Genomic DNA, 20,175 nt, shown 5'->3' on the forward strand with positions numbered 1-20,175 from the left:
CGATTTGAGGTCGCCCGATTAAATCAATAGATATCAAATGCTGTTTTTGACGGAACTTTTTGTCTATTGATTTAAATTAATCGGCGGGAAGCTATGGCGAAGTGCTGGCACTTGTTAGGGTGGGCGAGTTAGTTACAGGTTGCGACCGCTTCGAATATGACGAAGTTGTGGCAATGCCCCCCGTAAGAGAACCCTTTCAACAAGAAGTTCCGCCGCGCCGGAAGAATGTTTCGGCGGATGCTGGCGTGGAACGCTGGAAGGTTTTTCTGACGCACTAGCGAATGGAAAGTTGCGGTGAACAGTTTAAGCCAGTCGATCGACCAATTATGTGAAACGCTGCTCGAAGAGCGGCCTGCGCAGAAAAAAGTTGCGATCATCGGGCCGTCCTCGGACGCCGCTCACGCCCTGCTGTTGCAAACGCTGCTGGCCGAAGGCTGCCGCGTCGAGCGCTTCTCCGGCTTCGCCGAACTGGCCCGCGCGCGCAGCGACGCGGCCTTGCTGTTCATCCTGGCCGGCGCCTTTCCCGCCCCTGACCTGTATGCCCAGGTCGGCGCGCTGCTCAGCGACGGCCGCGAGCGCGACGTGGTGCCCATCGTCGGGTATGACGAGCAGGACAAGGCCGCCACCCTGCTCGACCTCGGCTGCGTCGATTACCTCCTCTCGCCCTTCGGTGCCGGCCAGCTGTCCGCGCTGCTGCGCCGCCAGGAAGCCTCCAGCGCCGCCCAGGAGCTGTTCGTTTCGCGCTCCCAGGCTGGCCGCCGCCTGCTGGCCATGGCGCAACGCGTGGCGCAGACCCGCGCGCCGATCCTGATCACCGGCGAAACCGGCACCGGCAAGGAACTGCTGGCCCGCTACATCCACGGCATCGCCAGCCCCGACGCACCCTTCATCGCGGTGAACTGCGCGGCGATTCCCGAGGCGATGCTCGAATCCATCCTCTTCGGCCACGAACGCGGCGCCTTCACCGGCGCGGTGACGGCCCAGCCGGGCAAGTTCGAGCTGGCCAACGGCGGCACCCTGCTGCTCGACGAGATCGGCGAGCTGCCGCTGGCGCTGCAGGCCAAGCTGCTGCGCGTGCTGCAGGAGCAGCGCGTGGAGCGCCTGGGCGGGCGCCGCGAGATCGAACTGGACGTGCGCATCATCGCCGCCACCAACCGCGACCTGCAGGCCGAAGTCGGCGAAGGGCGCTTCCGCGCCGACCTGATGTTCCGCCTCGACGTGCTGCCGCTGCATATCTCGCCGCTGCGCGAGCGCAAGGAAGACGTCCTGCCGCTGGCGCGCCGCTTCATCCGCCAGTACGCCCCGCAGGACGCCGAGCACGACCTGCTCACCGAAGCCGCCAGCCGCGCGCTGTTGCAGCATGACTGGCCCGGCAACGTGCGCGAGCTGGAGAACACCCTGCAACGCGCGCTGGTGCTGCGCAACGGCCTGTTCATCCAGCCCCGCGACCTCGGCCTGGCCGCGCCGGACGTGCCGCTGGCCACCGTCGCCGCGGTGATCCCGCTGGCGGCCGAAGGCGGCCGCGCCGCGTTGCGCGCCAGCGGCAAGCTCGCCGAGTACCAGCATGTCATCGACACCATCCGCCGCTTCGGCGGGCACAAGACCAAGGCCGCTCAGAGCCTGGGCATGACCACCCGCGCACTGCGCTACCGGCTCAACGCGATGCGCGAGCAGGGCGTGCAGGTGCAGTTCTGATTTCGTTTCCGGGGGAGACTTCCATGAGTTCGATCATGCAGGTGCAGCAGGACATGCTGGACCGGATGAACCGCTACGCCGACCTGGCCAGCGGCCCGGCCGTGCGCCCCGCCGCGCCGCTCTCGGCCAATGCGCAGGCTCCAGGCATCGGCGCCAGCTTCGAGCAGGCACTGCGCTCGGTGGACGCCGAGCAGCACAAGGCCAGCGACGCCATGGCCGCCGTGGACAGCGGCCAGAGCGAAGACCTGGTCGGCGCCATGATCCAGAGCCAGAAGGCCAGCGTGTCGTTCTCCGCGCTGCTGCAGGTGCGCAACAAGCTCACCGGCGCCTTCGACGAAATCATCCGCATGCCGCTGTAAGGACTGACAGTGCTGCAGAATCTCAAAGGGCGCCTGCCGCTCGACAAACTCAAGCTCGACCCGCGCCTGGGGCTGCTCGGCATCGCGCTGGGCGCCGCCCTGCTGGCGGCGGCCGTGGTCTTCTACCTGTGGCGCGACCAGGGTGCCTATCGCCCGCTGTACGGCGCCGGCGAGGCGTACCCGGCCGCCGACGTCATGCAGGTGCTGGACGCCGAGGCCCTCGATTATCGCCTGCACCCGCAGAGCGGCCAGGTGCTGGTGCGCGAGGAAGACCTCGCGCGCGCCCGCATGCTGCTGGCGGCCAAGGGCGTGAAGGTGTCCGTGCCGGCCGGCTATGAGCTGTTCGACAAGGACGAGCCGCTGGGCACCAGCCACTTCCTCCAGGACGTGCGCCTGAAGCGCAGCCTGGAAGGCGAGCTGGCCCGCACCATCATGGGCCTGAAGGGCATCGAGCAGGCGCGCGTGCACATCGCCCGCGAGGACAGCAATTCCTTCGTCGTCGGCCGGCGCGATCCGGCCAAGGCCTCGGTGCTGCTGCAACTGGCGCCCGGCCAGCGCCTGAGCCCCGAGCAGGTCGGCGCCATCGTCAACCTGGTGGCCGGCAGCGTGCCGCAGCTCAAGCCCGACGACGTCAGCGTGGTGGATCAGAACGGCGTGCTGCTGTCGCGTGGCATCAGCGGCGTCGGCGGCCCCTCGCAGAACTGGCAGGCGGTGGATGAGTACCAGCGCAAGGCCGTGGGCAATGTCGAGGAAGTCCTGGCGCCGGTGCTCGGCCTGGGCAACTACCGCATCAGCGTGTCCGCCGACATCGACTTCAGCCAGAAGGAAGAAACCCAGCAGGCCTACGGCGAAGCGCCGCGCCTGCGCAGCGAAGTCCTGCGCAACGAGAGCACGCTGGACCAGCTCGCCCTCGGCGTGCCCGGCTCGCTGAGCAACCGCCCGCCGGAGCCTGCGCCGCCGCAGCAGGGACAGAATGCCCAGGGCACCAACCCCGCTGGCAACCCGCCGGGCAATGGCAAGGTCGCCAGCACCGACAACAAGGCCGCGACCTCGACCCGCGAGGAAGCCACCCGGCAGAACGACTTCGACCAGCGCGTCACCCACATCAAGTACCCGGCCTTCGCCCTCCGCCAGCAGAGCGTCGCCGTGGTGATCAACGCCTCCACCGCGCCCGAAGGCGGCTGGACCGACAAGGCCCGCGCCGACCTGGAAACCATGGTCAAGAGCGCCGTGGGCTTCAACGCGGCGCGCGGCGACCTGATTACCGTCAGCGTGTTCCCCTTCGCTGCCACGCCGGTGGAGGAGTCCAGCGCCAGCTGGTGGGAGAGCAGCGCCCTGCAATCCCTGGTGCGCTACACCGTGCTCGGCCTGATCGCCCTGCTGTTCCTGCTGTTTGGCGTGCGCCCGGCCGTGCGCAGCCTGACCCAGCGCGCGCAACCGGCGCTGGCCGCCGAGCCGGCCGAGGGCAAGGCCGAATACCCTCTGGCCGTGGACGCCGAGCGGCGCCTGGCGCTGGGCAGTGAAAGCGTCGGCGGGCTCAATGTGCTCGGCGAGCTGAACCCGCTCTCGGAAATCCGCCTGCCGGCGCCGGGCTCGGGGCTGGAGCACCAGATCGAGCATCTGCAGATGCTGGCGAAGAACGACCCGGAACGGGTCTCGGAAGTGATCAAGCACTGGATTGGCCGCAATGACCGACACGAGCCTGCCTGAAGAAACGAAAAAGCGCGGCCCGCAGATGCGCGCCGTGAGCTCCCTGGAACAGGCGGCGATCCTCATGCTGAGCATGGGCGACGAAGCCTCCGCCGGCATCCTGCGCAACTTCAGTCGCGAGGAGATCGTCAGCATCAGCCAGGCGATGGCGCGGTTGTCCAACGTCAAGCAGAACACCGTCTCCGACGTCATCGGGCGCTTCTTCGAAGACTACAAGCTGCAGTCCAGCATCAAGGGCGCCTCGCGCTCCTACCTCGCCGGCATGCTCGGCAAGGCACTGGGCAGCGACATCACGCGCAACCTGCTGGACAGCATCTACGGCGAGGAGATCCGCGCCAAGATGGCACGCATGGAGTGGATCGATCCCAAGCAGTTCGCCGCGCTGATCGCCAAGGAACACGCGCAGATGCAGGCGGTGTTCCTCGCCTTCCTGCCGCCGGGCATGGCCACCGACGTGCTCGAGGCGATGCCCGCCGAGCGCCAGGACGAGCTGCTATTCCGCATCGCCAACCTGAGCGAGGTGAACAGCGACGTGATCGCCGAGCTGGAGCAACTGATCGACCGCAGCCTGCGCGTGCTCTCCACGCAGGGCTCGCAGGTGCGCGGGGTGAAGCAGGCGGCGGACATCATGAACCGCTTCAAGGGTGACCGTAACCAGATGTTCGAGCTGCTGCGCGCCCACAACGACGACCTGGTGGGCAAGATCGAAGACGAGATGTACGACTTCTTCATCCTCTCCCGGCAGAACCAGGAAGTGCTGCAGACCCTGCTGGAAGTCATCCCGCTGGACGAATGGGTGGTCGCCCTCAAGGGCGCCGAGCCCGAGCTGGTGCGCGCCATCCAGGGCGCCATGCCCAAGCGCCAGGCGCAGCAGATGGAGTCCATCAACCGCCGCCAGGGCCCGGTGCCGCTGAGCCGCGTGGAGCAGGTGCGCAAGGACATCATGGGCGTGGTGCGCGAGCTGGCCGCCGAGGGCGACCTGCAGGTGCAGCTGTTCCGCGAGCAGACGGTGGAGTAACCGCCCATGGCGATCAAAATCATCAAGGCCGACAGCCGCGCCTGGCGCCCGTACCGCTTCCCGCCGCGCTGCGCCACCGCCAGCGCCGACAGCCACGGCTGGGACAGCGACCCGGCGGCGCGCCAGCGCGCCATCTCCGAAGGCTTCCAGGAAGGCCTGGAGAAGGGCTACCAGGACGGTGTGGCCGAAGGCCGCGAAGCCGGCCTGCGCGAAGGCTTCGACGCCGGCCGCCAGGATGGCCTGCGCAAGGGCCGCGAAGAAGGCCGCGCCGCCGGCCGCCAGGCGTTCGACGAGGCCAGCGCGCCGCTGTCGGCCGCCGTCGAGGCCTTTGCCGACTACCACCAGGCCTTCCAGCGCAGCCGCCAGCAGCAGTTGCTGGAGCTGGTGCAGAAGGTGGCGAAGCAGGTCATCCGCGTCGAGCTGACGCTCAACCCCACGCAGTTGCTGACCCTGGCCGAGGAAGCCCTCGCCGCCATGCCGGACGAGCCGGTGGAGGTGCAGATCCTGCTCAACCCCGAAGAATGCGCGCGCATCCGCGAGCTGAACCCGGAGCGCGCCGCCAAGTGGCGCCTGGTGCCGGACGAGCGCCTGGCGCTGGGCGAGTGCCGTGTGGTCACCGCCCAGGCGGAGGCCGACATCGGCTGCCAGCAGCGCCTGGACAGCTGCATGGAAGCCCTGAGCGCGCACCTGCAGGACGCCGACTGAGATGGCCCTGGGCGACGGCTTCAAGCTGGAAGAGGCCCTGCGCGCGCTGGATTCGGTCCAGCTGGCGCGGGTCAGCGGTCGCCTGGTGCGCGTCTCCGGCCTGCTGCTGGAAAGCCTCGGCTGCCGGCGCATGACCGGGCAGCGCTGCTACGTGGAAGTCGCTGACGGCGAGCGCCTGGAGGCGCAAGTGGTCGGCTTCAACCGCGACATCACCTACCTCATGCCCTTCAAGAAGCCCGTCGGCCTGACCTCCGGCTCGCGGGTCTTCCCGGCGCCGGACGAAGCCGTGCTGAACATCGATCATTCCTGGCTGGGGCGCGTCGTCAACGGCCTCGGCGAACCCCTGGACGGCCTCGGCAAGCTCGCCGGCCGCCACCCGCTGCCCACCGAACTGCCGCAGGTGAACCCGCTGCGCCGGCGCCCGGTGTCCGAGCCGCTGGATGTCGGCGTGCGCGCCATCAACGGCCTGCTGACCCTGGGCAAGGGCCAGCGCGTCGGCCTGTTCGCCGGCAGCGGCGTGGGCAAGAGCGTGCTGCTGGGGATGATCACCCGGCAGACCAAGGCCGACGTGGTGGTGGTCGGGCTGATCGGCGAGCGCGGCCGCGAGGTGCAGGAGTTCATCCTGCATTCCCTCGGCCCGGAAGGCCTGCAGAAGGCCGTGGTGGTGGTGGCGCCGGCCAATGAATCGCCGCTGATGCGCCTGAAGGCCACCGAGCTGTGCCACAGCATCGCCGCCTACTTCCGCGACCAGGGCAAGGACGTGTTGCTGCTGGTGGATTCGCTGACCCGCTACGCCATGGCCCAGCGCGAGATCGCCCTGGCTCTGGGCGAGCCGCCGGCCACCAAGGGCTACCCGCCGTCGGTGTTCGGCATGCTCCCGGAGCTGGTGGAGAGCGCCGGCAATGGCGAGGGCGAGACAGGCAGCCTGAGCGCCATCTACACGGTGCTGGCGGAGGGCGACGATCACCAGGACCCGATCGTCGACTGCGCCCGCGCCATCCTCGACGGGCACATCGTGCTGTCGCGCCGGCTGGCGGACGTCGGGCACTACCCGGCCATCGACATCGGCGCCTCGGTCAGCCGCTGCATGAGCCAGGTGGCGGACCCTGCGCACCTCGCCGCGGCGCGGCAGTTCAAGGAATTCAGCGGCACCTATGAGCGCATCAAGGAGCTGATCCCGCTGGGCGGCTACACGCCGGGCATGGACGTGAAGACCGACCGCGCGGTACAGCTGGCGCCCATGCTGGAGCGCTACCTGCGCCAGGAAACCGCGGATGGCGCCGAGCTGGGCGCCAGCGTCGCCACCCTGCAAAGCATCGTCGGGGGCCGCTGATGAAGGCGCAGATCGACATGCTCGGGCGCCTGGCCGACGTGCGCGGCGGCAAGGTTCGCGAACTGCTGGGCCGGGTCAACTACCAGCAGAACCTCTGCCAGCGCTACCGCAACAACATCACCGGGCTGGACCGCCTGTGCGGTTTCAGCGTGGCCACCAGCACGCCGCTGCAGCGGCACAACCAGCAACAGTACAAGGCCACCCTGCACAAGATGCTGCAGTTGCAGCGCCGCGAGCTGGAGGTCGCCGAGCAGACCCTGGCGCGCATCCAGGGCGAGCTGATGGCGGCCATGCGCAGCGAGAAGGTGCTGGCCCAGGTGATCGAGGCCAAGGTCGGCCAATGGCAGTTGCAGCTGGCCCAGCAGGAACAGAAAATCCAGGATGGCCTCGCCGCGCAATCGTGGTGGCGGGCGCGGGCTTGAGTGTGGGCGGCGGAAGTGGCGGATAACGCGTTCCGCGTCATGCGCCCTACGCAGGTGTTCCGCAGGGCGAATAACCGCGTGCGGTTATCCGCCGGCTCTTGCGCGACATTGGCATTTAAGTTTTCCGGCGAGGCGGTCGCCCTCTGAGTCAAAGCCCAAGAATTTCGGATACCCACCATGGAAATCACCCGGCAACTGACCAGCGTCGCGCTGGCCACCAGCGAGTCCGCCAAGCCCGCGCGCAGCGAGCGCGCCGCCCCGGCGGCAGAGGCCAGCGCCAGCGCGCCGGTCAACGATTCGCTGCGCCTGGACGAGATGCAGGAAACCCTGCGCGCCATGCCCGACGTGGACCAGAGCCGCGTCGCGGAAATTCGCCGCGCGCTGATGAATGGCGAGTTGCAGAACGACACCAGCGTGCTCGCCACCAGCATCCTCTCCTACCACCGCGGCAGCGACGCATGACCCAGCGCGCGCGGCTGCTGCAGGTGATCGAGCAGGACATCCAGCAGGATGGCCGCGATTGCCTGGCGCTGCGCGAGCGCCTGCAGGAGCTGTATCGCCACCTGCTGGCGCGCGATAGTGCGCAGATCGAGGCGCTGAACCCGCACATCCAGGCGCTGCTCGATGCCATCGCCGGCCGCGCCCAGCGCCGCAGCCGTGTGCTGCGCGCCTTCCACCTGCCGATGGACGCCGACGGCATGCGCACGCTGCTGTCCAACTACACGCCGCCGCGCCGCGAGGAACTGCAGCAGGAGTGGCAGCAACTGGGCCAGCTCACCGCCCAGTGCAAGCGCCTCAACGAGCGCAACGGCAAGCTGCTGGCGATGCACCACGACATCCTCAGCCAGCTCATGGGCGATCCGCGCCAGCAGCCGGTGTATTCGCGCCAGCTGTACTGACGGGCGCCGTTGGGCCGGACATCGTTCGCGAGCAAGCTCGCTCCTACGAAGAGCGCGCCGGCATTACTTGTAGGAGCGAGCTTGCTCGCGAACCGCACGGCAACCCACTCTCCCGTCACCCGCAAAAACACCCCGCCAGATCCCCTTAACGAATCCCGTCCCACGGTCGCCCTTTCCCTGCATCAGGGCGCGCGTGGGCGGCAGGCGGAAATACCGCTTCCCGCTGCGCGCCAAACCACGCCGGGCGGAAGTTGGACTTCTCCCTGGTCAACCCGCAAAGCCCCGAGTGACGGGCCCTCCGGCATTGGCACCGTAATTGCTCTGCCCGGATGAAAGAGGTGGATTCAGATGGCGACCATAGATTCCGATTACGTCAAAAGCATGGCCCAGCAGCTGGCCACGTACGAAGTGCAGAACGGCCTGAACAAGGCCGACCGCAACAAGACGTCGTACCAGTCCCAGCTGACCGCGGTGACCTCGCTCGAGTCGGCGCTCAAGACCTTCTCCTCGGCGGTAAAGAGCCTGCAGGGCGTGACCGGCAGCAACAGCAGCATGCTGGTCAACAGCGCCACCACCAGCAAGGACGGCTACCTGACCGCCAAGGTGGACAAGAACGCCGTGCCCGGCAGCTACGACTTCTTCGTCGAGCAGCTCGCCACCAGCCACCAGCTGTCGTTCTCCGGCCTGCAGACCAGCGATATCGACACCCAGGGCACCCTGACCCTGACCCAGAACGGCAAATCCTTCGACATTGACCTGAGCAAGATCGACACCGACGGCGACGGCGCCAACTCGCTGGACGAGCTGGCCGCGGCCATCAACAAGGCCACCGACAACACCGGCGTGAAGGCCACCCTGGTGCGCAGCAACGGCCAGGTCTCGCTGGTGCTGGGCGCCGAGAAGTCCGGCGCGCAGAACGCCATCAGCCTGTCGCTGAGCGGCACCGACAGCGCCAATGGCGCCTTCGAGAACGCCATCGGCAACCCCCAGGAGCTGTCCAAGGCGCAGGACGCCCGCGTTCGCCTGGGGGGCGAGAACGGCATGCTGCTGACCAACGCCAGCAACACCTTCGACAACATCATCGACGGCGTCAGCGCCACCTTCACCCAGGCGCAGAAGTCCGGCGAACAGGCGATCCGTCTGACCGTCGCGCAGGACCAGAGCGAGACCAAGAAGAAGGTGCAGACCTTCATCGACGCCTTCAACGCCCTGGCCGGCACCATCGACAGCCTCACCGCCGCCGGCGACCAGAACGGCAACGCCCGCGGCGCCCTGGCGGGCGATTCCAGCGTGCGCGCCATCGAGAACGCGCTGAACCAGATGGTCCGCACCAGCTTCGGCGGCGCCAACCTGATCACCCTGGGCATCAGCGCCGACCGCAGCGGCAAGCTGACCCTCGATGCGACCCGTTTCGAGAAGGCCATCGCCAGCGACCCCGAGGCTCTGGACAAGCTGTTCATGGGCAAGGGCAACCTGCTCGACAGCCTCGACAAGGGCGTCGCCGTGTACACCAACAGCGTCAATGGCGTCATGAAGAACCGCAAGGACGCCCTGAACAACAGCCTCAGCCGCGTCAACGACGACTACGACAACCTGCAGAAGCAGTACGACACCTACTACGCGCGCTACCTCAAGCAATACACCTCGATGATGCAGACCATGCAGTCGATGGACCAGACCAGCGGGATGTTCGGATGAGCGCCTACGGCATGAACGAAAGCTACGACAGCTACCGGATGATCGACCTGGAATCCAAGGCCGCCTCGTCCTCGCCCTACGAACTGGTGCTGGTGCTGTTCGACGGCCTGCTCGACGAACTGGCCCGCGCCCGCGGGCACATCGAGCACAAGCGCTACCAGCAGAAGGGCCGCTCCCTGGAGAAGTGCCTGAACATCCTCAACGGCCTCAACGGCGCGCTCGACTACGAGAACGGCGGCGAGACCGTGCAGGGCCTGGCGCGGCTGTACGACTACTGCATCTACCGGCTCTCCGACGTCAGCGTGTCGCTGGAGGTCGCCGGCATCGATGAAGTCGTGCGCCTGCTGGGCATTCTGCGTGAAGGCTGGGAGGGCGTGAGTGCCGCACGTGGATGATCGCCAGCGCCTGCTCGAGCTGTACGAACAGCTCGGCGCGGCGCTGCAGCGCAAGGACTGGAAAGCCATGGGGCAGGTTGACCTGGCGATTCGCGCGCAACTGGTGGCGATGTCGTCGCAGGCGAGCCTGGCGGCCGATGTCCTGCTGGCCAAGAAGCACCTCAAGCGCCTGCACGAGCAGGCCTCGCAAGCCTGCGCCGAGGAGTGCGAGCGCTTGCGCCGCCTCCTGCTCTCGCACCTGGAGTATGCCGAGGGCCGCTCGGCGTACATGCAGGTGGATACGTACCAGGAGGGTCGATAGACCGTGATCCAACTGCCGACCCAACCCCTGCCTGCCTCCGGGCGCGACGCGCCGCTGGCCGAGGCGCGCCCGCAGGAGGCGCGCCGCGACGATGCCGGCGCTGCCGCCGTGACGAGCCTGCGCGCGCCGCAACCGGCGCCGTCGAACGTCGTCGAGCGAACCCTCAGCGTGCCATCCTTCCTTGCCCAGTTCGATACCGCCCGGGCCGAGGAGCCGCTGCCGACGGACGCCGCGCTACCGTTGCCGGCGCAGGCGCTGCCCGTCGAAGAAGGACGCGACAGCGAGGCCCAGGCGGCCGCCCCTGGCGACGCATCGCCTTCCGGCGCCGAGAGCTGGCTCGCCGGCATGCTCAGCCAGGCCGGGCTGGTGGTGCAGGCGCGGGACAACCCGCCGGCGCAGACCAGCGCCCGTGTCGCCGGTTTCGCCACCCAGGCGCTCGCTACGCCCGCGCAGCCGGCGCCTGCCGCGGTCAAGCCGGAGGATGTGCTGCTGCCCCCGGCCGAACTGCCCGAGGAGCCGGCCAGGCCCGCCGCCCCGGCGCCCCGCGAAGCGACCCAGAGCCAGGCGCAGACCCTGCTCCAGCAGCACCTGGCGACCGCCGCTCAGGCACCCGATGCCAGCGTGCCGACGCTGCCGGCCGCGGCCCTCGAGCCGCGCCTGCCGGCCACCGACGGCAGCCCCCAGGCCGCCGCCACGCCGCCGGCCGCACCGCTGTTCGACCGGCCGCTGCACCTCAAGGGCAACAACGACGCCCATTGGGGCGAGCAGATGGTCACGGCGCTGCGCGACAACGTCGAACTGCAGCTCAGCCAGCGCGTGCAGAACGCCACCATCCGTCTCGATCCGCCGGAGCTGGGCGCCATGGAAATCCTCGTCCGCCACGAGGCCGGGCAACTCAACGTACAGATCTCGGCCTCCAACGGCGATGTCGCGCGCCTGCTGCAGAACACCAGCGAGCGTCTGCGCCAGGAGCTGGTCGGGCAGAACTTCCTGCAGGTCAACGTGCAGGTGTCGTCCGATTCGCAGCCGGGCCAGCAGGGCCAGCCGCAGCGCCAGCGCGTGCCCGAGGAACAGCAGGCGGTCGCCGCCAACCCCCGTGACGCACAGCCCGGCGAGCGCTCCGCGCCGCGTGGCGAGCGTGACGTACTGATTACCGTGTAGGCCGCCCGCGGCCCGTACCCACACAGGATTTTTCGAGAAAGCCCATGTCCACGCCGCGTCTCGTTCTACTGATGCTCATCGTGAATATCGCCGTCGTGCTGGGCGGCGTGTTCGTCAACTACAAGATGATCAAGTCCGCCAGCCTCGCCCCCGTCGCCGCAGCCTCCGACAAGGACGGCGGCAAGGAAGACGCCCAGGAAGAGGATGAGCAGGAGAGCGCCGAATACCTCTTCGTGCCGGTGGAGAAGATCATCGTCAGCTCCCGTGGCGAAGACCGCGAGCACTACTTCGTGATCGACCTGGTGCTGCAGGCCAAGGCCGAGCAGGAGCGCAAGAAGCTGGAAAGCGTGGCGCCGATGGTGCGCAGCTCGGTGGTCGCCAACCTGACCCCGGAGAAGTTCGAGGTGCTGCGCGCGATGCCCATCTCCGAGGTGCAGGCGCGCCTGGAGAAGGCGGTGATCGACGACTTTGCCGCGCGCAAGGTGGTGGTGCCGTTCGAGCACGTGATGCTCAGCAAGATGATCGTCCAGTAGGCCGCCATGCACGCGCTTCGCGGCCCCGCCGTCGACCCTGCCTACGACTACGCCGGCGAGCACGGCGGCCACGCGCGCCTGTCGCCGGCGGCCGAACAGCGCTGGATGATGCAGTACCTGCCGCTGGTGCGGCGCATCGTCAGCCAGTTGTCGTTGCAGGCCAACCAGGTGCTGGACCGCGAAGACATGGAGCAGATCGGCCTGATGGGCCTGCTCGAAGGCCTGCGTCGCTACGGCGAGCCGGACGAACAGTTCGGCCGCTTCGCCGCGCTGCGCATCCGCGGCGCCATCCTCGACGAGCTGCGCCGCCAGGACTGGCGCCCGCGCCAGGTGCGGCAGCAGGCACACAAGGTGCGCGATGCGATCCGCGCGCTGGCCCGCCAGCTGGGCCGCGTCCCCAGCGACGAGGAGGTGCTGGCCGCCACCGGCCTCGACGAGGCGGGCTACCAGGACTACCTGCGCGCCGAGTCCTCCGAAGCCATCGAGAGCTTCGATGCGCTGCTGCAGAACGGCCATGACGGCGTGCAGGGCAGCGGCGATGCGCTGGAGGAGCGGGTGCTCAAGGAGCGCCTGCTGGCCCAGGCGCTGGAGCGCCTCAACGAACGCGAGCGGCTGATCCTCAACCTGTATTACCAGCACGAGCTGAACCTCAAGGAAATCGCCCTGGTGCTGGAGCTGACCGATGCGCGCATCTGCCAGCTGATGAAGCAGGCGATCGGCAAGTGCAGCCGTTTCCTCAACGACCCCGACACCCTCTGAAGAACCCATCACCATGCAGAAAATCATCGGCGCCCTGATCATCATCGCCTGCGTGCTCGGCGGCTACGCCATGGCCCACGGCGACATGCGCGCGCTCTGGCAGCCGGCGGAAATGGTCATCATCCTCGGCGCGGGCCTGGGCACCCTGGTCGTCGCCAACCCGCGCGAAGTGCTGCTGGAGATGTGCTCGCAGATCAAGGGCGTGTTCGTCTTCAAGCGCCGTGGCGAGGAATTCCAGCGCCAGTTGCTGATGCTCCTCTACGAGCTGCTGGAGATGGTCGACGTCGGCGGCCTGAAGGTGCTCGACGCGCACATCGAGGAGCCGGAGCAGAGCGACCTGTTCGCCCGCTACCCGCTGATCCTCCAGGAAAAGAACCTGATGGCGTTCATCGCCGACAACTTCCGCCTGATGGCCATGGGCAAGATCAGCGCCCACGAGCTCGAAGGCTTCCTCGAGCAGGAGCTGGATGCCATGGAGCACGCCCTGCTGCAGCCGTCCAAGTCGCTGCACAAGGTCGGCGAGGCGATGCCCGGCTTCGGCATTCTCGCGGCGATCCTCGGCATCATCATCACCATGGGCAACATCGGCGGCTCGGTGGCGGAGATCGGCGCCCACGTGGCCGCCGCGCTGGTGGGCACGTTCTTCGGCATCTTCGTCTGCTACTGCCTGATGGACCCGCTGTCCAACGCCATGTCGCAGCGTGTGAAGACCGAGCTGTCGGCGCTGGAGTGCGTGCGCACCACGCTGGTCGCCCACGTCGCCGGCAAGCCCACGCTGCTGGCGGTGGACGCCGGCCGCAAGCTGATCGAGCAGGACGTCAAGCCGGCCTTCAAGCAGCTGGAAACCTGGGTCACCCGCTATGAGGAAGAGCGGGACGCAGCATGAAGAAGCGCGCCGACAAGCACAGCGAAGTCATCATCAAGCGCCGCAGCAAGAAGGGCCACGATGATGAACACGGCGGCGCCTGGAAGGTCGCCTTCGCCGACTTCACCCTGGCGATGATGGCGCTGTTCATGGTGCTGTGGATCGTTCACCCGCAGACCGAGCCGCAACCGGTGGCGGTGGGCGACCAGGACGCCAACCCGGTGGTGGATGGCGGCGCCGGCGTGTTCGATGGCGCCAGCCGCACGCCCATCGAGCTGGACGGCATGCCGCAGCCGATCAAGACCCCGGATAAGCCCGCGCCGCAGCTCGCGCTGGACGTGGGAAAGCAGGGCAAGGCGGGCGAGCAGGCGAAGGATTCGTCCGCGCTGCACGACGCCGACGGCCGCCAGTACGACAGCACCGAGGACCTGCGCGAGCTGGCCGAACTGATCCGCCAGGTGTCGGGCACGGTCGATGCGCTGGCCAACATCGAGGTGACGGTGGTGCCGCAGGGGCTGCGCATCCTGATCAAGGACGACCAGCAGCGCTTCATGTTCGCCCGCGGCCAGGCCACCCTCGACCCGCACTTCCAGACCCTGCTCGGCGCGCTCTCCGGCGTGCTGGCGAAGGTGCAGAACAAGCTGATCCTCAGCGGCCACACCGACGCCGTGCAGTACCGCCGGGCCGACGGCTACAACAACTGGAACCTCTCCGGCGACCGCGCCCTGCGCGCGCGCAACGTGATGGTCGACAGCGGCCTGCCGGCTGCCCACGTGCTGCAGGTGGCGGCCCAGGCCGACGTCATGCCGCTGCGCCCGGAAGACCCGCAGAACGGCGCCAACCGGCGCATCGAAATCCTCCTGCTGACCCAGCGTGCGGAGAGCCTGTACCGGGAAATCTTCGGCGAAAGCTACGCCCAGGTGCACTACTCGGCGTCGGGCGCCAAGCTCATCCAGCCGCAGCCGCAGCCGCAGCCGCAGCCGCAGCCGCAGCCGCAGCCGCAGCCGCCGGTATCAGCAGCGGCCGAGCCGGCCGCGCCTGCCGCCGCGCCGCCGTCGACCTTGAAGCTGTGAAACGATCAGCGCTGGCGCAGTTGGCGCGGGCAGAACACCTGGCGCGTTTCCACGCCGTAGAGGCAACTGCCCAGGGGTTCGAGGGTGATGCGCGCGCCGCGCTGGCGGCCGTAGAGCAGGTTGAAGATCAGCTCGCTGTCCAGGCCGCTGTCGGCCTGCAGGTTGCTGATGCTGTTCTCTTCCACCTGCAGCTGGTAGCGCCCGCCCAGGTCGTTGCCGACCAGGCCGGAGACTTCCAGGATGTTGGCGTCCTGCTGGATCATCGAGTAGAAGCGCCCCTCATGGAACATGGTGGTCTGCGCGATCTCCAGCACCTTGCCGTTGCCCAGCAGGACCTGGCCGGAGGAGACGTAGCGTCCGTCGATGGCCGAGGTGTTGCGCGCATGCTTCCACAGCATGCCCAGCGCCAGGGTCAGGCAGGTGATCCCGAACAGCGAGATCAGCAGGCAGCGGCGGGCCACGCCGGCCTGGCGGCGTAGGGTCAGTTCAGGCACTTGCGCAGCTGCTCCTGGGGAATCCGGGCGACCTGGCTCTCGTGGATCAGCAGCCAGTTGGAATGCCCTTCGGGTTGCACGCAGACCAGCTCGTAGAAACCCGAGGTCATGTGCAGCATGAGGCCGATCGGGCGGGTCGCCAGGTCGGCCAGCTGGCGGGCCAGCGGCCGGGTGTTGCTCATCAGGCGCTGCAGATCCTGTTCGTTGTCTTCGACATAGGTGATCTGCACCGTACCGACGTTCTGTTCGGCGGTGAGCACCGGGCTGCGGACCTGGGTGTAGTAGAACGCCCCGGAAAGACCCAGCAGGCCAAGGATGCAGAGGCTCGCCGCGGCGATTTTCAGGCGCCGGGGATTCGGCGTTCTGATCGTCGGTGCAGCGTAGGTTGGCTGCGGTGCGGCAGCGTCCGGGCTGGCATCGGTGACGCTCTCTTGCGCCTCGTCGGGCGGGCTGACCAGGTACTGCGGGTTGAACATGTAGCCGCGGCGCGGCAGCGTCTGGATGATCTGCCGCTGCTTCTCGTCCGCCAGCACCTGGCGCAGGGTGTAGATCTGCTGGTTGAGGCTGCCCTGGCCGACCACCCGGTCGGACCACGCATGGGTCAGCAGTTCGTCGCGCGCGACCACGTCACCCGGGCTCTGCAGCAAGCGTTCGAGCACGCGGCTGCCGGAAAAGCCCAGGTCGATGCGTTCCACCTGGCCGTCTCGGTCGAGGTCGAGCTGGTAGAGCGCGGGATAGAACTGTGCGACGCAATCGGAACGCCCGGTGCGCAGGGTCAGGCAGGTGATCGGCCGACTGTCCGGTAGCGTGGAAGTGAGTGTGTTCATCGTGCCCTTGCGAGCCGCTCCCTAGACGGTCGCGGGGAAACTCCATGGGTTCATGGAGGCAGAGGCATTATTTTGGCGTCAGAAAAATGTGCGTGCAAGTTCTGAATTTTGCACACCCGTGCTTGCACTTTTCACAATCGCGACGAAAGCGCCGGGGCAGAGGGGCCGTAGCGCCGGCCGGGGGCGCCGCGCCGTCTGTCAGCGTACCCGCAGACAGCACGACGCCCCGCCGAAGCGGGGCGTCGCGGGATCAGGGTGCGCGAAGCGGGGGGCGCTTCGCGCGAGCCAAGGCTTAGCCCAGCAGGCCCATGATCATGCTGGGCATCTGGCCCGCTTGCTTGAGCATGGAGATGCCCGACTGCATCAGCATGGAGTTCTTGCTCATGTTGGCGCTTTCGACGGCGAAGTCGGCGTCCATGATGCGGCCCTTGGACAGGTCGGTGTTGTCCTTCATGTTGGCCAGGTTGTTGGAGGTGTGCTGCAGGCGGTTGATGTTCGCACCGAACTGCGCACGCAGGGCGCCGATGGCGTCCAGGGCATCGTTGGCCTTGTCGATGGAGCCGTTGGCGCCGGTGATGGTTTCCAGCTCGGTGCCGGCGGCCGGGGTGGCGGCGAACTGGGTGGTCAGCGCGCCCAGGGCGGTGGTCACGGCGCCCAGCTGGGTGGTGACGTCTACGTTCAGGGTCTCGGCCTTGTCAGCGCCGATCTGGAAGGTCACGCCGCCAGCGGTGCCGAACTTGCCGGCGGTGCCGGTAACGCTGAACAGGTTGTCGCCGGCGAACTTGGTGTTGGCGATGATGTTGGTCAGCTCTTTGCCCAGCTCGTTGAACTCGGCGGACAGGGCCTTGCCGTCGTCGGTGGAGTTGGTGCCGTTGGCGGCCTGGGTGGCCAGGTCCTTCATGCGCTGGGTGATGTCGGTCAGCTCGCTGAATGCGCCGTCGGCGGTCTGCATCAGGGAGATGGCGTCGCTGGTGTTGCGCATGGCCACGTCCATGCCGCGGGACTGGGCGTTCAGGCGGGTGGCGATCTGCAGGCCGGCGGCGTCGTCGGCGGCGGAGTTGATGCGCAGGCCGGTGCCCAGGCGTTGCTGGTTGGTGGCCAGCAGGCCGTTGGTCTTGCCCAGGTTGGTCTGGGTGATCAGGGAGGAGTAGTTGGTTTGAATCGACAAGGCCATGGTGGACTTCCTGTATGAGCTGAATGAAGCCGGCGTTGTGCCTGCTGAAGGGGTAAGGCGACAGCTCGCGGGGAAGGATTAAGGGCGGACGAAAAAAATTTGGCGCGGGGATTCCGGCGATACCGGCCAGCGCCTGACTGACAGTTGTGGCCTACGGCATGTGTCCTTTTGCCCAGGATCGGTCATCTATGTTGTTGAGACGTATCTGACAGCCTTCGTGCCCGGGTGCGGCTAAGCTCCCTGGGTCCACAAGGCTGTGGATCGTTCAGCTGAACGGCCCGTCACGCATTTCGAGAAGGATCTCCATGATCTCCGTCTACCAGCTCAAGTCGCGCTTCCAGAACCTGCTCCGCCCCCTGGTCACCCGCCTGTACGAGCGTGGCGTCACCGCCAACCAGGTGACGCTGGGCGCCTGCGGCCTCTCGCTGCTGGTCGCCCTCGCCGTGGCGCTGCTGGCCAGCCACGCCTGGATGTTCCTGCTGATCCCCCTGTGGATGTTCCTGCGCATGGCGCTCAACGCCATGGACGGCATGCTCGCCCGCGAGTTCGGCCAGCAGTCGAAGCTTGGCGCCTACCTCAACGAACTCACCGACGTGATCGCCGACAGCGCGCTGTACCTGCCGTTCGCGCTGCTGGCTGGCGTGTCGCCGGGGCTGGTGGTGCTGGTGGTGGTGCTGGCGATCATCAGCGAATACGCCGGTGTGCTCGGCGTGATGGTCGGCGCCTCGCGGCGCTACGACGGGCCCATGGGCAAGAGCGACCGCGCGCTGTGCTTCGGCGTGTTCGGTGTCTGCGTGGCGGTCGGGCAGTTGCCGTTGGCCTGGCTGAATCCACTGCTGGCGCTGGTGGCGCTGCTGCTGGTGCTGACTATCGTCAACCGGGTGCGCCAGGGTCTGGCCGAACTGAAGCAGCCAACGGCCGGCTGAGCCCGCGCCGTCATCTCAGGACAGGGACCGGACAGTCCCGCAAGCCATCGAACAGAGGAAGTTATGCGCGAGTCTTCGAATCACCATTTCGTTACCCATGACGGCGTCGAGCTGTTCTACCGCCACTGGCCGGCTGCCGACGCCAGCGACGAGCCGCGCCGCGCGGTGCTGCTGTTCCATCGCGGCCACGAGCACTCCGGGCGCATCGGCCACCTGGCCGACGAGCTGGACCTGCCCGGCTTCGACGTGTTCGCCTGGGACGCCCGCGGCCATGGCCAGTCGCCCGGCGCCCGCGGCGACAGCCCGAGCTTCGGCACCAGCGTGCGCGACGTGCAGACCTTCGTCGAGCACATCGCCGCCGTCCATGGCATCGCCATCAGCGACATGGCGGTGGTGGCGCAAAGCGTGGGCGCGGTGCTCGTCTCCACCTGGGTGCACGACTATGCACCGCCCATCCGCAGCCTGGTGCTCGCCTCGCCGGCGTTCAAGGTCAAGCTCTACGTGCCCTTCGCCCGCACAGGGCTGAAACTGGCCCGCTGGTGGCGCGGCAACTTCTTCGTCAACAGCTACGTGAAGGCCAAGTTCCTTTCCCACGATCCCGAGCGCATCGCCTCCTACGACAGCGACCCGCTGATCGCCAAGGCCATTTCGGTGAACGTGCTGCTGGGCCTGTACGAAGCCGCCGACCGCGTGGTGGCCGATGCCCAGGCGATCCAGGTGCCGACCCAGCTGCTGATTTCCGGCGCCGACTTCGTGGTGCACCGCAAGCCGCAGCAGCGCTTCTTCGACAACCTCGGCACGGCGCGCAAGGAACTGCACATCCTGCCCGGCTTCTTCCACGACACCCTCGGCGAGCGCAACCGCGAGCAGGCGGTGAGCCGCGCGCGGCGCTTCATCCGCGAGTGTTTCGCCCGCGAACCGGAACGCGCGGACCTGCGCGACGCCGATCGCTTCGGCTACACCTGCGCCGAGGCCGAAGCCCTAGCCACGCCGTTGCCGACCGGGTCGATCCGTGACCTCTACTGGCGTGCCACCCGCGCCAACATGCGCCTGGGCCGGCTGCTCTCCGACGGCATCAACCTGGGCTTCCAGACCGGCTTCGACTCCGGCAGCACCCTGGACTACGTCTACCGCAACCAGCCCACCGGGGCCGGGCCGGTGGGCCGGATGATCGACCGCACCTACCTGGAATCCGCCGGCTGGCGCGGCATCCGCCAGCGCAAGGTGCACATCGAGGAACTGCTGCGCCTGGCCATGGCCAGCCTGCGCGAGCAGGGCCGCGAGGTGCGCATCCTGGATATCGCCGCCGGCCACGGGCGCTACATCCTCGAAGCGCTGCAGGGCGTCGAACCGCTGCCCGAAAGCGTGCTGCTGCGCGACTACAGCGAGCTGAACGTGCGCGAAGGTTCGGCGCTGATCGAGCGCCTGGGCCTGAAGGAGCGTGCACGCTTCGTCCAGGGCGACGCCTTCGACGGCGCCGACCTGGCCGCCGTGGCGCCGAAGCCGACGCTGGCCGTGGTGTCCGGCCTCTACGAGCTGTTCGCCGACAACGCCATGGTCAGCGGCTCGCTGGCCGGGCTGGGCGAGGCGGTGGAGGAGGGCGGCTACCTGATCTACACCGGCCAGCCCTGGCACCCGCAGCTGGAGCTGATCGCCCGTGCCCTGACCAGCCACCGCGCCGGCCAGGCCTGGGTCATGCGCCGCCGCACGCAACTGGAGATGGACCAGCTGGTGGCCGCTGCCGGCTTCCGCAAGCTCGCCCAGCGCATCGACGAGGACGGCATCTTCACCGTTTCCCTGGCGCGCCGGGAGCACCGCTGATGGCTGC

22 protein-coding genes are annotated in these 20,175 nt (G+C 67.9%); 19 read left to right on the forward strand and 3 right to left on the reverse strand.

Going from position 1 to position 20,175, the window contains the following annotated elements:
* Positions 1-315 precede the first annotated feature (315 nt).
* The 17 genes from N0B71_RS09460 (at position 316) to N0B71_RS09540 (ending at position 14,926) form a co-directional block, all read left to right on the forward strand.
* Complete coding sequence (locus tag N0B71_RS09460; RefSeq protein WP_259759516.1) at positions 316-1,695, forward strand: sigma-54-dependent transcriptional regulator; 1,380 nt, start codon at positions 316-318, stop codon at positions 1,693-1,695.
* 23 nt (positions 1,696-1,718) lie between these two features.
* Complete coding sequence (locus N0B71_RS09465; RefSeq protein WP_259758522.1) at positions 1,719-2,054, forward strand: flagellar hook-basal body complex protein FliE; 336 nt, start codon at positions 1,719-1,721, stop codon at positions 2,052-2,054.
* Positions 2,055-2,063: 9 nt separating this feature from the next.
* Positions 2,064-3,764, forward strand: coding sequence for a flagellar basal-body MS-ring/collar protein FliF (fliF, locus tag N0B71_RS09470; RefSeq protein WP_259758523.1), 1,701 nt, complete (start codon positions 2,064-2,066; stop codon positions 3,762-3,764).
* Complete coding sequence (locus tag N0B71_RS09475; RefSeq protein WP_259758524.1) at positions 3,742-4,782, forward strand: FliG C-terminal domain-containing protein; 1,041 nt, start codon at positions 3,742-3,744, stop codon at positions 4,780-4,782. Before fliF ends, N0B71_RS09475 begins: the two co-directional genes overlap by 23 nt.
* Before the next feature lie 6 nt (positions 4,783-4,788).
* Positions 4,789-5,487, forward strand: coding sequence for a flagellar assembly protein FliH (fliH, locus tag N0B71_RS09480; RefSeq protein WP_259758525.1), 699 nt, complete (start codon positions 4,789-4,791; stop codon positions 5,485-5,487).
* A gap of 1 nt (position 5,488) precedes the next feature.
* A complete protein-coding gene (gene fliI, locus N0B71_RS09485) occupies positions 5,489-6,820 on the forward strand; it encodes a flagellar protein export ATPase FliI (protein ID WP_259758527.1) in 1,332 nt (443 codons plus the stop codon).
* The gene (locus N0B71_RS09490) at positions 6,820-7,242 is read left to right on the forward strand and encodes a flagellar FliJ family protein (protein WP_259758529.1); all 423 of its coding nucleotides are present in this window, start codon (positions 6,820-6,822) and stop codon (positions 7,240-7,242) included. The genes fliI and N0B71_RS09490 overlap by 1 nt, the downstream gene beginning before the upstream one ends.
* A 177-nt stretch (positions 7,243-7,419) precedes the next feature.
* A complete protein-coding gene (flgM, locus tag N0B71_RS09495) occupies positions 7,420-7,704 on the forward strand; it encodes a flagellar biosynthesis anti-sigma factor FlgM (protein ID WP_259758531.1) in 285 nt (94 codons plus the stop codon).
* Positions 7,701-8,141, forward strand: a complete 441-nt coding sequence (gene flgN, locus N0B71_RS09500; RefSeq protein WP_259758532.1) for a flagellar protein FlgN — start codon at positions 7,701-7,703, stop codon at positions 8,139-8,141. The genes flgM and flgN overlap by 4 nt, the downstream gene beginning before the upstream one ends.
* Positions 8,142-8,489: 348 nt before the next feature.
* Complete coding sequence (gene fliD, locus N0B71_RS09505) at positions 8,490-9,839, forward strand: flagellar filament capping protein FliD (RefSeq protein WP_259758533.1); 1,350 nt, start codon at positions 8,490-8,492, stop codon at positions 9,837-9,839.
* Positions 9,836-10,234 (forward strand): flagellar export chaperone FliS, encoded by a 399-nt coding sequence (gene fliS / locus N0B71_RS09510; RefSeq protein ID WP_184586270.1) that lies wholly within the window; start codon positions 9,836-9,838, stop codon positions 10,232-10,234. Before fliD ends, fliS begins: the two co-directional genes overlap by 4 nt.
* Positions 10,218-10,535 carry a hypothetical protein gene (locus N0B71_RS09515; protein WP_259758534.1) on the forward strand — a complete coding sequence of 106 codons (318 nt, stop codon included), beginning with the start codon at positions 10,218-10,220 and terminating at the stop codon, positions 10,533-10,535. The genes fliS and N0B71_RS09515 overlap by 17 nt, the downstream gene beginning before the upstream one ends.
* A gap of 3 nt (positions 10,536-10,538) precedes the next feature.
* Positions 10,539-11,696, forward strand: coding sequence for a flagellar hook-length control protein FliK (locus tag N0B71_RS09520; RefSeq protein ID WP_259758535.1), 1,158 nt, complete (start codon positions 10,539-10,541; stop codon positions 11,694-11,696).
* A gap of 44 nt (positions 11,697-11,740) precedes the next feature.
* A complete protein-coding gene (locus N0B71_RS09525; protein ID WP_259758536.1) occupies positions 11,741-12,229 on the forward strand; it encodes a flagellar basal body-associated FliL family protein in 489 nt (162 codons plus the stop codon).
* Between the two features lie 6 nt (positions 12,230-12,235).
* A complete protein-coding gene (locus N0B71_RS09530; protein ID WP_259758538.1) occupies positions 12,236-12,988 on the forward strand; it encodes a FliA/WhiG family RNA polymerase sigma factor in 753 nt (250 codons plus the stop codon).
* A 13-nt stretch (positions 12,989-13,001) separates the two neighbouring features.
* Complete coding sequence (gene motA, locus N0B71_RS09535) at positions 13,002-13,874, forward strand: flagellar motor stator protein MotA (RefSeq protein ID WP_017521297.1); 873 nt, start codon at positions 13,002-13,004, stop codon at positions 13,872-13,874.
* Entirely contained in the window at positions 13,871-14,926 is a 1,056-nt protein-coding gene (locus N0B71_RS09540; RefSeq protein WP_259758539.1) for an OmpA family protein, read from the forward strand. The genes motA and N0B71_RS09540 overlap by 4 nt, the downstream gene beginning before the upstream one ends.
* A gap of 5 nt (positions 14,927-14,931) precedes the next feature.
* On the opposite strand, the gene N0B71_RS09545 is transcribed toward N0B71_RS09540, so the two are convergent.
* From N0B71_RS09545 to lafA, 3 genes are all read right to left on the reverse strand, one after another.
* Positions 14,932-15,420 carry a hypothetical protein gene (locus N0B71_RS09545; RefSeq protein ID WP_259758541.1) on the reverse strand — a complete coding sequence of 163 codons (489 nt, stop codon included), beginning with the start codon at positions 15,418-15,420 and terminating at the stop codon, positions 14,932-14,934.
* Positions 15,408-16,247 (reverse strand): winged helix-turn-helix domain-containing protein, encoded by an 840-nt coding sequence (locus N0B71_RS09550; protein WP_259758543.1) that lies wholly within the window; start codon positions 16,245-16,247, stop codon positions 15,408-15,410. The genes N0B71_RS09545 and N0B71_RS09550 overlap by 13 nt, the downstream gene beginning before the upstream one ends.
* A 292-nt stretch (positions 16,248-16,539) precedes the next feature.
* Complete coding sequence (gene lafA, locus N0B71_RS09555; protein ID WP_259758545.1) at positions 16,540-17,421, reverse strand: lateral flagellin LafA; 882 nt, start codon at positions 17,419-17,421, stop codon at positions 16,540-16,542.
* A 305-nt stretch (positions 17,422-17,726) separates the two neighbouring features.
* Between lafA and N0B71_RS09560 the strand changes: the two genes are divergently transcribed.
* Together N0B71_RS09560 and N0B71_RS09565 are read left to right on the forward strand one after the other, a co-directional pair.
* Positions 17,727-18,347 (forward strand): CDP-alcohol phosphatidyltransferase family protein, encoded by a 621-nt coding sequence (locus N0B71_RS09560; RefSeq protein WP_259758547.1) that lies wholly within the window; start codon positions 17,727-17,729, stop codon positions 18,345-18,347.
* Between the two features lie 63 nt (positions 18,348-18,410).
* A complete protein-coding gene (locus tag N0B71_RS09565; RefSeq protein WP_259758548.1) occupies positions 18,411-20,168 on the forward strand; it encodes a bifunctional alpha/beta hydrolase/class I SAM-dependent methyltransferase in 1,758 nt (585 codons plus the stop codon).
* Positions 20,169-20,175: the final 7 nt, after the last annotated feature.

The organism is Pseudomonas sp. GCEP-101 (assembly GCF_025133575.1).
GTDB classification, from domain to species: Bacteria; Pseudomonadota; Gammaproteobacteria; order Pseudomonadales; family Pseudomonadaceae; genus Pseudomonas; species Pseudomonas nitroreducens_B.